The sequence below is a fragment of the Bradyrhizobium sp. ISRA430 genome (assembly GCF_029909975.1).
In the GTDB taxonomy this organism is placed as follows: domain Bacteria; phylum Pseudomonadota; class Alphaproteobacteria; order Rhizobiales; family Xanthobacteraceae; genus Bradyrhizobium.
The window spans coordinates 5,410,996-5,425,130 of the sequence record NZ_CP094516.1; the positions used below are offsets into that span (position 1 = coordinate 5,410,996).

The window sequence follows — 14,135 nt, forward strand, 5'->3', positions numbered from 1 at the left end:
CCAGCCGAATTTTGGCAGCAGGGATTTGACTGTGTCTGACCTCGCAACGCTCGAAACCTCCATCCTCGACCAGATCGCCGGCGCCGGCGACGAAGCCGCCCTCGAGGCGGTGCGCGTCGCAGCGCTCGGCAAGAAGGGCTCGATCTCCGCGCTGCTTGCGACGCTCGGAAAGATGTCGCCCGACGAACGCAAGACGCAAGGAGCCGCGATCAACCAGGCCAAGGACAAGGTCATGCAGGCGCTTACTGCGCGGCGGGACGTCTTGAAGTCGGCCGCGCTCGATGCGCGGCTCGCCTCCGAGACCATCGACGTCACCCTGCCGCTGCGCGACGCGCCGGCCGAGGCCGGCCGTATCCATCCGCTCAGCCAGGTCTGGGACGAGCTGACGACCATCTTCGCCGACATGGGATTTTCGGTCGCCGAAGGTCCCGATATCGAGACCGACGACTACAACTTCACCAAGCTGAACTTTCCCGAAGGGCATCCCGCGCGCGAGATGCACGACACGTTCTTCTTCCATCCGAAGGAGGACGGCTCGCGCATGCTGCTGCGGACCCACACCTCGCCGGTGCAGGTGCGCACCATGCTGAGCCAGAAACCGCCGATCCGCGTGATCTGCCCGGGCCGCACCTACCGCATCGATTCGGACGCGACCCACACGCCGCAATTCCACCAGGTCGAAGGCCTCGTCATCGACAAGAGCTCGCATCTCGGCCACCTCAAGTGGATCCTGCACGAGTTCTGCAAGGCGTTCTTCGAGGTCGACCACATCAATATGCGCTTCCGTCCCTCGTTCTTCCCGTTCACCGAGCCGTCGCTGGAAGTCGACATTCAGTGCCGCCGCGACAAGGGCGAGATCCGCTTCGGCGAGGGTGAGGACTGGCTCGAGATTCTCGGCTGCGGCATGGTGCATCCGAACGTGTTGCGCGCTTGCGGCATCGATCCCGACGAGTACCAGGGCTTCGCCTGGGGCATGGGCATCGATCGCATCGCGATGCTGAAATACGGCATGAGCGACCTGCGCCAGCTCTTCGACGGCGACGTCCGCTGGCTGTCCCATTACGGCTTCAAGCCGCTCGAAGTCCCCACGCTCGCAGGAGGGCTGAGCTCGTGAAATTCACCCTCTCCTGGCTGAAGGAACATCTCGAGACCGACGAGCCGCTGGACAGGCTGGCCGACAAGCTCACCATGATCGGGCTCGAGGTCGAGAGCATCGAGGACAAGGCGAGGGCGCTGAAACCCTTCACCATCGCAAAGGTGATCTCCGCCGAGCAGCATCCGAACGCTGACCGTCTGCGCGTCTGCATGGTCGATACCGGAGGCGGTGCGGCGCCGGTGCAAGTCGTATGCGGGGCGCCGAATGCGCGCACCGGGCTCGTCAGCGTGTTCTCGCCGCCCGGCACCTACATTCCCGGCAAGGACATCACGCTCGGCATCGGCACCATCCGCGGCGTCGAGAGCCGCGGCATGCTGTGCTCGGCGGCCGAGTTGCAGATCTCGAACGACCACGACGGCATCATGGAATTGCCGGCCGATGCCCCCATCGGCGCTGCTTACGCCGAATGGGCGGGCCTCGGCGATCCCGTGATCGAGATCAACCTGACGCCGAACCGCCAGGACTGCACCGGCGTTCACGGCATTGCGCGCGATCTCGCCGCCGCCGACATGGGCAAGTTCAAGGACCCGACCATCAAGGTCGTGAAGGGCGAATTCCCCTGCCCGGTGAAGGTCACGGTCGAGGACGCCACGCTGTGCCCGGGCTTCGCGCTGCGCCTCGTGCGCGGGGTGAAGAACGGCGCGTCGCCGGAATGGCTGCAGAAGCGGCTGACCGCGATCGGGCTCCGTCCGATCAATGCGCTGGTCGACATCACCAACTTCATGACCTTCGACCGCGCGCGGCCGCTGCACGTGTTCGACGCCAAGAAGGTTAAGGGCAACCTCGTCGTGCGCCGCGCTCGCGACGGCGAAACGCTGCTCGCGCTCGACGGCCGCACCTACAATCTCGATCCCGCCGTCTGCGTCATCGCCGACGACCACGGTGTCGAATCGCTCGCCGGCATCATGGGCGGCGAGGCCTCGGGCTGTGACGAGAACACCACCGACGTGCTGATCGAATCGGCGCTGTGGAACGAAATCAACATCGCCCAGACCGGCCGCAAGCTCGGCATCAATTCGGATGCGCGCTACCGTTTCGAGCGCGGCGTCGATCCCGCCTTTATGGTTCCTGGCCTCGAGCTTGCGACCAAGCTCGTGATGGAGATGTGCGGCGGCGCGCCGTCCGAGACCGTCGTGGTCGGCAAGGCTTTTGGCGACGACCGCGTGATCGAATTCCCGCTTGCCGAGGTGAAGCGGCTGTCCGGCATCGAGGTGCCGCAGGTCGAGATGAAGCGCATCCTCAACCATCTCGGCTTCATGATGGCGGGCGCGGGGCCGGTGGTGAAGGTCGCGGTGCCGTCCTGGCGTACGGACGTGCACGGCAAGGCCGACATCGTCGAGGAGATCGTCCGCATCTTCGGCGTCGACAAGGTGCCGGAGACGCCGTTCGAGCGTGGCGAGGACGCGCGCAAACCCGTACTGACGCCGCTGCAGTTCCGCACGCGGCGCGTCAGGCGCGCGCTCGCGAGCCGCGGCATGGTCGAGGCTGTGACCTGGTCGTTCATCACCAAGCCGGCGGCGGAGCTCTTCGGCGGCGGCCAGCGCGAGCTCGAGGTCGCCAACCCGATTGCCGCCGACCTTTCCGATATGCGGCCGAGCCTGTTGTCGGGCCTGATCGCGGCAGCGCAGGCCAATGCCGATCGCGGTTTCGGCGATGTCGCGCTGTTCGAGGTCGGCCAGATCTTCAAGGGCGATCGTCCGCAGGATCAGTTCATGGCGGCAAGCGGCGTCCGCCGCGGCTTTGCCTCGTCCGAAGGTCTTGGGCGACACTGGTCGGGCTCGGCGATAGCGGACGTCTTCGACGCCAAGGCCGATGCGCTGGCGGTGCTGGCTGCGGCCGGCGCGCCGATGCAGGCGCTGCAAATCGTGCCCGGCGGCGCCGCGTGGCTGCACCCCGGACGTTCCGGAACGATCCAGATCGGGCCGCAGAACGTGCTCGGCTATTTCGGCGAGATGCACCCGCGCGCGCTCGAAGCGCTCGGCGCCGATGGGCCGCTGATGGCGTTCGAGGTGATCCTCGAGCGGATTCCCGAGGCTAAGAAGAGGCCGACCCGCGCCAAGCCCGCAATCGAGCTATCGGCATTCCAGCCGGTCTCGCGCGACTTCGCCTTCATCGTCGACCGTGGCGTGAAGGCCGGCGACATCGTGCGTACGGCACAAGCCGTCGACAAGAAGCTGATCGCTGGCGTCAACGTGTTCGACGTCTATGAAGGCAAGGGCATCGAGGACGGCAAGAAGTCGATCGCGATCGCTGTGACGATCCAGCCGCGCGAGAAGACCCTGACCGACCAGGAGATAGAGGCCGTCGCCGGAAAGATCGTCGCCGAAGTGACGAAGAAGACCGGCGGCACCTTGAGAGCATGATGCCGAAAAGTGTGAAGCGGTTTTCGGACAACATCATGCTCCAAGATCACAGAGCATGAGTTTTGGAGACTTTCTCCCCGGCGACGTCAGCCTCACCGTCGCGCTGGCGCTTTGCGCCATCGCTTTCGTTTCGGGCACTGCGCGCGGCTTCTCGGGCTTCGGCGCCGCGCTGATCTTCATGCCGCTCGCAAGCAGCGTCGCGGCACCGCGGCTGGTCGCCGCGCTGCTTCTCGTTATCGATTTCGTTGCGGCGGCGCCGCTTGTGCCAGACGCCTGGCGGAAGGCCGATCGCAGGGCCACTGCGGTGATCGTGCTGGGCGCGCTGATCGGCGTGCCCGTCGGCACCTATTTCCTCAGCGTGCTCGATTCCGTCACCACGCGCTGGATCATCTCCTGCTTCGTTGCCGCGTTGCTGCTTCTGCTGCTCTCGGGCTGGCGCTATCGCGGCAAGGATCACACCTGGCTGTCGGTCGGCATCGGCGGCCTCTCGGGCTTCTGCAGCGGGCTGGCGCAAACCGGCGGTCCGCCGATCGTCGGCTACTGGCTCGGCCGCCCGATTGCCCCGATTGTCGCGCGCGCCAATATCGTGCTGTTCTTTGGAGCGTCGGACTCCTTCTCGATGATCAGCTACGCGACGACGGGACTGATCTCGCGCGAATCGCTGGTGCTCTCGCTCATCGTCGGCCCGGTCTATGCCCTCGGCGTCGCCTTCGGCGCGTCCCTGTTCGGCCGCGCCAGCGAAAAGATGTTTCGCGGCATCTGCTACGTGTTGATTGCCGTGGCTGTGATCACCGGCCTGCCGGCACTGGATGGGATTTTGCGTTGAAAACTATCCAGTGTCGTCCTGGCGAAAGCCAGGACCCACTACCCCAGGATGTAGTTGTGGTGCGAAGTGGTAACCCCGAGTCTTCGTCAAACCACTCCCTGGGGTAATGGGTCCTGGAGCTGCGCTCCGCTTGTCCAGGACGACGAGCTGAGATCGGGGCGCTTGTCCGCGACGACGGCTAACGTTTTTTCCTTCGCTTGGTCGATTGCGTCGGCACGTCGGCGGGTTCGTCCCTGATCGCACCAATCCTGCGCAGCGCGGCATCAGCCGCGCGCTCGCCGCTGTCCCAGGCGCCATCGACCGTGCCCCACAGGGTCTCGTGGGTCGCCTCGCCCGCGAGGAACATACAGCCGATCGGCTCGGCGAGGACCTTTCGCGAGAGCTGGCCGCCGGGCGAGGCGGCCGACATCGCGCCCATCACGAAGGGCGAGGCATTCCAGCGCGTCGCGCTGGTCTTCTTGATCGCTGCAGACGCTTCGCCGCCGAACAGCTTTGTGATCCATTCCCGGGCAAAGGCCGCCATGGCCTGCTCGCCCTGTTCGGAAAGATCGCGGCCGAAGGAGCCGCCAACATCGATCGAACACAGCGAGGAGCCGCCGATATTGGCGAACATGAGCGCCGTGCGCGTCGAATTGCTCTGCTCGATGAGAATGTCGTCGCGCGCGAGCCCGAGCGGATTGCCCGGCAATTCCAGCATGATGTGATCGTAGCTGCCGAGCCCGAGCTTGGCCGCGGCATCGAGCGTCCGCTTCGGGATGTCGGGCGCGAACTTGATTGCTCCCGCGCTCAGCACGTTGGTCGAGACGGTGATGATGGCGGCGCGCGCCGTGATCTTGCCCGCGGGGGTCTCGACGCTGACGTCGCGATTGCTCCACGCCATCCGGCTTGCCGGCGTCGATAACGCGACCGGCACCTGTTCGCCGAGCTTGCTGATCAGCGTGCCCAGGCCCTGGCGGCAGGCGATCGCCGCGTTGCGGTCCTGCGCGCGTGCCTTGTCGATGGCCGAGAGTTCCTTGAGATCCTTGCCGGCGAAACTCGCGCCCAACAGGAACTCGGTAGCACCCGCCCAATCGCCGAGATCTTTTGGCAGTACGGCAGCGCAGGAGGTATCCAGCTTGCCGCGCGATGCCTCGTCGATCGCGCGATTGGCGCGCACCAGCGCCGCCAGAAACTCCTCGGTCTCGCCAGCGCGCGCATTGCGGCGGCCGATGCGCATCTTCTGACTGACAGGCGCAGGCGACACGTCGAGCCCGACGCCGCGCGCCAGGCGGATCATCGGGTTGGTCTCGGGATTGTGCATCCAGCGTGCGCCACGGTCGAACGGCACGCCGAACGTCGTACTATCGGTGATGCAGCGGCCTCCGATCCGGGATGCCGCTTCGACCACCACCACCTTGCGGCCCGTCGCCATGATCCGCCGGGCCGCAGCGATGCCGGCGACCCCCGCGCCGATCACGACAATGTCAGCCTCGCGTGGCAGAGGCGCGGCCATTGCGCGCAGGACCGGCGTTGCGGCAAAGGCCGCCGACGCCGATAGGAAGCTGCGGCGCGTGATCATCATGTCATGGTTTCCGGGGACTTGCGCGTAACGGGAACAGCTAGCGAACCTTGCCGTATCTGATGTTGCGCGGCAACCATCATGGTGAATCAATCGTGCTTGAGCTCACGGAACGATGAACCGAATTGCAACACGTTTCGACCATGATAGAGAAGGGAAAAAGACGGCCGGAAAAGGCCGTGGGGGGAGTTCGACATGGGGACCGTCCTAGACTCAGTCGGCAAGCTGATTGCCGCGTACCTCTCCAAGGAGGTGCCGGGCTACGAGCCGTTCACGCCGAGCGACCCCGAGCACCTGCGCGGCGTCATCCAGCAGGGCGACGTGCTGCTCGTCGAGGGCAACAATCGCATCTCCGGCATCATCAAGTATCTGACGCAGTCGACCTGGTCGCATGCCGCGCTATATGTTGGTCCGATCGAGGGCGCCGTTGAGCCCAGCGGCGAGCCGCATGTGCTGATCGAGGCCAATATCGGCGAAGGCGTCACCTCTGCGCCGCTGTCGAAATATTTCCCCTATCATACCCGCGTCTGCCGTCCGGTCGGGCTGTCCTATGAGGACCGCACCACGGTCTGCCGTTACGCGATCAACCGCATCGGCTTCGGCTACGACACCAAGAACATCGTCGACCTGATGCGCTTCCTGATTCCGCTGCCGGTGCCGCAGCGCTGGCGGCGCCGCATGATCGCGCTCGGCTCGGGCGATCCGACCAAAATCATCTGCTCGGCCCTGATCGCACAGGCCTTCGACGCAGTGCGCTATCCGATCCTGCCGAAGATCACCAAAGCCGGCAGCCGCGCAGCCCGCCGCGAGATCCTGCATATCCGCGACTCCTCGCTCTACATGCCCCGCGACTTCGACATCTCGCCCTATTTCGAAGTCGTCAAACCCACCATCGTGCACGGCTTCGACTACACAGCCCTGCACTGGGCCGACAAGCAAAAGCCGCTCGAGGAGGTGGCGGGCACGTTCAGTGTGTTTCCAGAAGCGATCAGTGCGCCGCCGCTCGTTCCTGAGGCGATTGACGAAGAAGCGCCGGTTGAAATTCCGGCTGAAGAAGTGATGACAGGCGAGGTGCCTGCACACGCCGCAAAAGATTGTCGAGCGCATAACGGCGTCCGAGCGGTTGCTGAAGAAGATCGCGATGTACCGTTCGAGGCGCCGCAGACGCGCGCGCAAGGTGGCGGCGTGAACGCCAGCCCGCGTCGTCCTGGCGAAAGCCAGGACCCATACCGCATGATCTATCGAGTTTGGGCGGTAGGAGTACCGAACGACGAGTCTTCGTCAAACTCCTCCCTGGGATAATCGCGACGAGCGCAAGCGTTCGCGCGGAGGTCCCGGCCTTCGCCGGGACGACGTGGGGGAGATATGTTGCTTGCTCTCCTCCGTCATTGCGAGCGTAGCGAAGCAATCCAGACTATCACCACGGAAAAAGATTCTGGATTGTTTCGCTGCGCTCGCAATGACGGCGAATGCGAAAACCTACCGCTCCGCCCTTCCGATCACCGCCATCAGCTCCGCGATCTTCTCGCGCTGATCTGCCTTGTCGCCGCTCGCGATCGCGTGCTCGACGCAATGGGCGACGTGATCCTTCAATATCTCTTCCTCGACCCGGCGCAGCGCCGCGCGCACCGCCGAGATCTGCGTGACGATATCGATGCAGTAACGGTCGTCCTCGACCATTTTCGACAGGCCGCGAACCTGGCCCTCGATCCGGCCGAGACGTTTTCCGACAGATGCCTTGATGTCCTTGCGCATAGGGTCTAAATACCCCTACCGGGTATAGGTTGCAAGGCCGGAGCACAGCAATGAACAACGCCGAACACAAGCATCATCACGACGCGGAAGGCGGTTCCGGATGCGGGTGCTCCGCGAAGGCGGCTCCGCCGGCCACCAGGCCTGCCGCATCCTCATGCTGCGGCGGACATGTCGATCCTGCCGGTCACGCCCATCATCATCACCACAGCGATGGTGGGGACGAGAAGGTTCGCGATCCCGTCTGCGGCATGACGGTCAATCCCGCGACCTCGAAGCATCGCTTCGAACATCAGGGCGAGACCTTCCATTTCTGCTCGGCCGGTTGCCGCGCCAAGTTCGCCGCCGATCCCGCCAAATATCTCGCCAAGGAAAAGGCGCCCGAGCCCGAAATGCCTGCGGGCACGATCTACACTTGCCCGATGCACCCTGAGATCCGCCAGGTCGGACCTGGAAGCTGCCCGATCTGCGGCATGGCGCTCGAACCGGAGGTCACGAGCCTCGATACCGGTCCCAATCCGGAGCTTGCCGACATGACGCGGCGATTCTGGATCGGCGGCGCGCTGGCGCTGCCGGCGGTGGTGCTGGAGATGGGCGGCCATCTCGCCGGTCCGCACAACTGGATCGATCCGACGCTGTCGAACTGGATCCAGCTCGTCTTTGCTACGCCGGTGGTGCTTTGGGCCGGCTGGCCGTTCCTGGTGCGCGGCTGGCAGTCGCTGATCACGCGCAATTTGAACATGTTCACGCTGATCGCGATGGGCACGGGCGTCGCCTATGTCTACAGCCTGATCGGCACCATCGCGCCCAACCTCTTCCCCGACACTTTCCGCGGCCATGAGGGCGCCGTCGCCGTCTATTTCGAGGCGGCCGCGGTCATCACGGTGCTGGTGCTGCTCGGCCAGGTGCTGGAGCTACGCGCCCGGGATGCGACGTCGGGCGCGATCAAGGCGCTGTTGCAGCTTGCGCCGAAGACCGCGCGTCGCATCGATGCCGACGGCAGCGAGCACGAGGTCGAGATCGAGGCGCTGCATGCCGGCGACCGCTTGCGCGTCCGTCCCGGCGAGAAGGTGCCGGTCGACGGCATCATCCTCGAAGGCCGCTCCTCGCTCGATGAATCCCTCGTCACCGGCGAATCCATGCCGGTCACCAAGGAGGCCGGCGCAAACGTGATCGCCGGCACGCTCAACCAATCGGGCGGCTTCATCATGCGTGCCGACAAGGTCGGGCGCGAAACGCTGCTGTCGCAGATCGTGCAGATGGTCGCCGACGCGCAGCGTTCGCGGGCGCCGATCCAGCGGCTCGCCGACCAGGTGGCAGGCTGGTTCGTACCGACGGTCATTCTCGTCGCAATCATCGCGTTCGCGGCCTGGGCCTGGTTCGGACCGGAGCCGCGGCTTGCTTTCGGCCTCGTCGCCGCGGTCAGCGTGCTGATCATAGCCTGCCCCTGCGCGCTGGGGCTCGCGACCCCGATGTCGATCATGGTCGGCGTCGGTCGCGGCGCGCAGGCCGGTGTTTTGATCAAGAACGCCGAAGCGCTGGAGCGGATGGAGAAGATCGATACGCTGGTGGTCGACAAGACCGGCACGCTGACGGAAGGCAGGCCCAAGGTGGTCGCGATCGTCCCGGCGGCAGGGTTTGCGGAGGACGAGATCCTTCGCCTCGCGGCCAGCGTCGAGCGCGCCAGCGAGCACCCGCTGGCCGACGCGATCGTCCGCGCGGCCAAGGAGAAGCAGCTCGCGCTCAGCCAGGTCGACGCGTTCGATTCGCCGACCGGCAAGGGCGCGACCGGCAAGGCCGACGGCAAGACCATCGTGCTCGGGAATGCAAGGTACTTTGCCTCGACCGGGATCGACACCAAGCAGCTCGATGCCGAGGCCGAGCGCCTGCGCCTGGATGGCGCCACCGCGATCAACATGGCCGTCGACGGCACAGTCGCCGGGCTGCTCGCGATCGCCGATCCAGTCAAGGCGTCGACGCCGGACGCGCTGAGGGCGCTCGCGGCCGAAGGCATCAAGGTGATCATGCTGACCGGCGACAACCGTACCACCGCGGAGGCGGTCGCGCGCAGGCTCGGCATCACTGAGGTGGAAGCAGAGGTCCTGCCGGATCAGAAGAGCGCGGTGGTCGCAAAGCTGCAGACGAGCGGCCGCAGCGTCGCGATGGCCGGCGACGGCGTCAACGACGCACCGGCACTGGCGGCCGCCGAGGTCGGCATCGCCATGGGCACCGGCACCGACGTGGCGATGGAGAGCGCCGGCGTCACCCTGCTCAAGGGCGACCTCACCGGCATCGTGCGTGCGCGAAAGCTGTCGCAGGCAACGATGCGCAACATCCGCCAGAACCTGTTCTTCGCCTTCATCTACAACGCCGCCGGCATTCCGATCGCGGCCGGCATCCTCTATCCGGCTTTCGGCATCCTGCTGTCGCCGATCATCGCGGCGGCGGCGATGGCGCTGTCCTCGGTGAGCGTCGTGGGCAATGCGTTGCGCCTGCGCGCGACGCGACTGTGAGCGCCGCGGAATCCGTGTAAAACGGCCGCGAGCGGCGCCACGCGAGGGAGGAGTCTGATGCAGCGAATTACGATCACGATCGAAGATGATCTCTTGGCGGAGATCGATGCCGCAGCGGAAGCGCGCGGCTACCAGAACCGCTCCGAGATCATCCGCGACCTTGCGCGCGCCGGGCTGCAGCAGAGCAGCGAAGGTACCGCGCAGACCGGCCCGTGCGTTGCCGGGCTCGTCTATGTCTACGATCATGCCGCCCGCGATCTCTCAAAGCGCCTGGTGCAGGAATTCCACGGCCATCACGATCTCGCGCTGGCGACGCTGCACGTCCATCTCGACGACAACAACTGCATGGAGATGACGGCGCTACGCGGCGACGCCGGTGAAGTCCGGCATTTCGCCGACCACATCATCGCCGAACGCGGCGTTCGCTATGGCCGCGTGGTGATGATCCCGACGGGGGAAGGAAGGCAGGCGAGGGCGCGAAAGCATGCGCATCGGCATGAGTAGTCGACGCGCGTGCGGTGCTTGCCCTCTACCCTTGTGGGAGAGGGTGGCTCGCCGCATAGCGGCGAGACGGGTGAGGGGTCTCTCGCCGAGAGTCTCACTCTAGATCTGAACTCGCGGAGAGAACCCCTCATCCGGCGCGCTACGCGCGCCACCTTCTCCCACAAGGGGAGAAGGGAGAGCAGCGCAGGAGTGGGCCCCTAGGCCGCTTTCGCTGCGCTCCCGCACGGCAGGCCCGCCCTCGCGACACCGCCATAGAGCGGCTCGTTCGGCATTTCCTCGCGCAGGATCTTGCGCACGGCGATCAGCTTCTCCAGATCGATCCCGGTGACAAAACCCTTGCTTTCGCAGAGAAACGCGAGGTCTTCGAACACGACATTGCCGGTCGCACCGGGCGCGAAGGGACAGCCGCCAAGGCCGCCGAGCGAGCCGTCGAGGATGCGAACGCCTTCGTCGAGCGCGGCCGCGGCGTTGGCGATGCCCATGCCGCGGGTGTCGTGGAGATGGATGCAGATCGGCTTCGACCCGGCGAGCTTCACCGCGGCGCGCGTCAGCTCGGCCACCTGCTTCGGCCCGGCATAGCCGACGGTGTCGGCGATCCCGACGAAATCGACGCCTGCCTCGAGGCATTTGTCGACCAGCCGCAGCACCTCGACAGGATCGACCGGGCCGGTGATCGAGCAGCCCAGCGCCATCGAGATTGCCGCATTGACGAGCGGCTTGTGCTGGCTGGCGTCGCGCATTTCGCAGAGGCGCCTGACGTTCGCGATTGCGGACTCGCGCGAGCGATGCGCGTTGGCCAGGCTGTGCTCCTCGGTCGCCGAAACAACCGAGGCGATCTCGCCGACGCCGGATTCAAGGGCGTCATTGACCCCGCGCTCATTGAGCGTGAGCGCGACGCCATGGGCGCCGCGCAGGCTCGCCACCGTCGCGATCACATCGCGAACATCGACGAACTGCGGAAAGGTCTTTGCGGGCAGGAACGAGCCGACTTCGAAATGCCGCGCGCCGGCAGCATATTCCTCGCGTACCCAGCGCTGCTTGGCTTCGGTTGAGGGAAACTTTTTCACGAGCTGAAGCCCGTCGCGCAGACCCACCTCGCGCAGGCTGACGCGACCCGAGGGATAAATCTCCTGAATGCGGCTCATGCGCGCCTCCCTGCGGCTTTCGACGTGGTGTCTTCATTGTCGATCTCGGCACGAACGGCCGACGTGTCGGCGCCGAGCGGCGCGACCTTCAAGCCTTCGCCGAGGTTGCGGCCGTTCCACTCGATCGGCAGCGCCGGCACACGGAATGGCTGTCCGTCGGTATTGGCGTTGTTGACGAGCCCGCCCGGCCGCAACACGTGAGGATCGGCGAAGAGATCCTCAGGGCGATTGATCGGCGAGAAGCAGATGTTGAGCGCATCGAGCTTTTGCGACAGCTCCGCCACGCTCCGCTGCGCGATCACCTCGGCAACGCGCGGAATGATCCGTGCGCGCGCCAGGATGCGGTCGGTCGTGGTCCGCAAGGCGGGGTCATCGAGGAACTCGGTGAGACCAAACTCGCGGCAAAAGCTTTGCCAATGGCCTTCGGTGACGACACCGATGAAAATGCGCTCGCCACCGGCGGCATCGAAGATGTCGTAGATCGGCCAGGCGTGCTCGCGCTCCGGCATCGAGCGCGGCTTGTTGCCGGTCATCTCGTATTCGACCATGTGTTGGGCCACCAGGAACAGGCAGTTCTCGAACAGGCCGATGCGGATGTCGGCGCCGTCGCGCTTGCCCGCGCGCTTCTGATAGAGCGCCGCGAGAATCGCGATCACGCCGAACATGCCACCCATGATGTCGTTGGCGGACGAGCCGACGCGCTGCGGTTTCTCGCGCGTGCCGGTCATCGCGGCGAGGCCTGACATCATCTGCACGACCTCGTCGAGCGCCGGGCGATGCTCGTAAGGGCCGGACAGAAAGCCCTTGTGGCCCGCGACGATCAGATGTGGATGGCGGCGGCGCAACTCGTCTGCGTCGAGCCCCTGCTTTTCGAGCAGACCGTCGCGGAAATTTTCCAGGAACACGTCGGCGGTCGCGAGCAGGCGGTGCATGGTGTCGCGATCCTCCGCCTTCTCGAAATCGAGTACGACACTGCGCTTGCCGCGATTGAACAGCGGAAAGAAGGAGGTGCCCATGCCCCCCAAGCTGCGGGTCTTGTCGCCGGCCGGCGGCTCGACCTTGATCACCTCGGCGCCCAATTGCGCGAGGATCATGCCGCAGGTCGGACCCATGACCATGTGGGTCATCTCGATGACGCGCACGCCTGCCAGCGGCAGTCCGGCCGCTGATCCTTCCCTCTCCATGCGCCACTCCCTGTTCGCTGGGCAGGCAGCCTAGGCCTTCACAAGCCTTCTGAAAAATATAATCTGTCGAAGACTCTCTTCACGGTTTTCGAACGCTGACCCCGACCTGATATGGATTCGCGCCAGCTCCGCTATTTCATCGCTGTCTATGAGCAGCGGAACCTGTCGCGCGCGGCCGACCCGGTCAATGTCGCGCAGTCGGCGCTGAGCCATCATATCTCCAATCTCGAAGCCGAGTTTGCGGCGCCCTTGTTCGAGCGCAAGTCGCGCGGCATGGAACCGACCGCTGCCGGAGAGCGGCTCTACGAGCACGCCCGCATCATCCTGCGCGCGATGGCAGAGGCCGAGACCGAGGTGCGCCAGGGCGCGCGCGTAATCGCGGGCGAAATCTCGATCGGCATGGCGAATTCCGGCGTCAAGGCGATCGGGGTGCCCTTGATGCGCACCGTGCTCGCCGACTATCCGAAGCTGAAGCTGTCGCTCACCGAGAGCCTGTCAGGCGCGACGCTGATGCATCTGATGGCCTCCGACGTCGATCTCGCGCTGGTCTACAACCCGCCGTCGGAAAAGGACCTGATCACCGAGCCGGTGCTCGAGGAGCAGATGTTCCTGGTCGGCACGACGAAGCTGGTAGGCAAGGCCAAGCTTCCGATCAGGTTCGAGGAATTGAGCCGGCTGCCGCTGATCCTACTGCGCCACGGCCTCTCGGCCCGAGCCTTGCTGGATGATCCGGTGCTGCTCAAGCGGCTCGAAGCCGGCGCCATCCTGCACGCCAACTCGATCAGCGGCATGACCGGCGCGCTGGTTGCGGGTCTCGGATGCACCATCGCGACCAAATTGTTCGCGCAGGAACAGCTTGCGGCGCGCCGCCTGGTCGCGCGCGAGGTGATCGAGCCGAAGCTGACCCGAACGCTCTATCTCTGCCGCCTGCGCAACCGGCCGATGACCTATGTCATGGAAGAGATGCGGCGCCTGATGCTCAAGCTGATCGCCGAGCAGGTGCGCGGCGGGCACTGGCAGGCGAAGCTGTTGGGCTGAAGGAAGACTGTCGCCGCGGAGACGATGCGCTCCCTCTCCCCGTTCTTACGGGGAGAGGGTTGGGGTGAGGGGCTGCCTTCGCAAAGACGGTAGCAA

The 14,135-nt window shown here is 65.4% G+C and carries 11 protein-coding genes; 7 read left to right on the forward strand and 4 right to left on the reverse strand.

Going from position 1 to position 14,135, the window contains the following annotated elements; all coding sequences use genetic code 11:
• Positions 1-31 precede the first annotated feature (31 nt).
• The 3 genes from pheS to MTX21_RS25685 are packed head-to-tail and all read left to right on the forward strand — an operon-like array spanning position 32 to position 4,345.
• The gene (gene pheS / locus MTX21_RS25675) at positions 32-1,114 is read left to right on the forward strand and encodes a phenylalanine--tRNA ligase subunit alpha (RefSeq protein ID WP_280967458.1); all 1,083 of its coding nucleotides are present in this window, start codon (positions 32-34) and stop codon (positions 1,112-1,114) included.
• Positions 1,111-3,519 (forward strand): phenylalanine--tRNA ligase subunit beta, encoded by a 2,409-nt coding sequence (gene pheT, locus MTX21_RS25680; protein ID WP_280967459.1) that lies wholly within the window; start codon positions 1,111-1,113, stop codon positions 3,517-3,519. The genes pheS and pheT overlap by 4 nt, the downstream gene beginning before the upstream one ends.
• A gap of 55 nt (positions 3,520-3,574) precedes the next feature.
• Positions 3,575-4,345 carry a sulfite exporter TauE/SafE family protein gene (locus MTX21_RS25685; protein WP_280967460.1) on the forward strand — a complete coding sequence of 257 codons (771 nt, stop codon included), beginning with the start codon at positions 3,575-3,577 and terminating at the stop codon, positions 4,343-4,345.
• Positions 4,346-4,523: 178 nt separating this feature from the next.
• Here MTX21_RS25685 and MTX21_RS25690 read toward each other — a convergent pair whose 3' ends face one another.
• The gene (locus MTX21_RS25690) at positions 4,524-5,906 is read right to left on the reverse strand and encodes an NAD(P)/FAD-dependent oxidoreductase (RefSeq protein WP_280967461.1); all 1,383 of its coding nucleotides are present in this window, start codon (positions 5,904-5,906) and stop codon (positions 4,524-4,526) included.
• Positions 5,907-6,098: 192 nt separating this feature from the next.
• Between MTX21_RS25690 and MTX21_RS25695 the strand changes: the two genes are divergently transcribed.
• A complete protein-coding gene (locus MTX21_RS25695) occupies positions 6,099-7,205 on the forward strand; it encodes a YiiX/YebB-like N1pC/P60 family cysteine hydrolase (protein ID WP_280967462.1) in 1,107 nt (368 codons plus the stop codon).
• A gap of 177 nt (positions 7,206-7,382) precedes the next feature.
• On the opposite strand, the gene MTX21_RS25700 is transcribed toward MTX21_RS25695, so the two are convergent.
• Entirely contained in the window at positions 7,383-7,658 is a 276-nt protein-coding gene (locus MTX21_RS25700) for a metal-sensitive transcriptional regulator (protein WP_280967463.1), read from the reverse strand.
• Between the two features lie 50 nt (positions 7,659-7,708).
• Between MTX21_RS25700 and MTX21_RS25705 the strand changes: the two genes are divergently transcribed.
• Positions 7,709-10,168, forward strand: a complete 2,460-nt coding sequence (locus tag MTX21_RS25705) for a heavy metal translocating P-type ATPase (protein ID WP_280967464.1) — start codon at positions 7,709-7,711, stop codon at positions 10,166-10,168.
• A gap of 57 nt (positions 10,169-10,225) precedes the next feature.
• Positions 10,226-10,672, forward strand: a complete 447-nt coding sequence (gene nikR, locus MTX21_RS25710) for a nickel-responsive transcriptional regulator NikR (RefSeq protein ID WP_280967465.1) — start codon at positions 10,226-10,228, stop codon at positions 10,670-10,672.
• Between the two features lie 197 nt (positions 10,673-10,869).
• Here nikR and MTX21_RS25715 read toward each other — a convergent pair whose 3' ends face one another.
• Entirely contained in the window at positions 10,870-11,817 is a 948-nt protein-coding gene (locus MTX21_RS25715; RefSeq protein ID WP_280967466.1) for a hydroxymethylglutaryl-CoA lyase, read from the reverse strand.
• Complete coding sequence (locus MTX21_RS25720; RefSeq protein WP_280967467.1) at positions 11,814-13,001, reverse strand: CoA transferase; 1,188 nt, start codon at positions 12,999-13,001, stop codon at positions 11,814-11,816. The genes MTX21_RS25715 and MTX21_RS25720 overlap by 4 nt, the downstream gene beginning before the upstream one ends.
• 111 nt (positions 13,002-13,112) lie before the next feature.
• On the opposite strand from MTX21_RS25720, the gene MTX21_RS25725 reads away from it, so the two are divergent.
• Complete coding sequence (locus MTX21_RS25725) at positions 13,113-14,039, forward strand: LysR substrate-binding domain-containing protein (protein WP_280967468.1); 927 nt, start codon at positions 13,113-13,115, stop codon at positions 14,037-14,039.
• Positions 14,040-14,135: the final 96 nt, after the last annotated feature.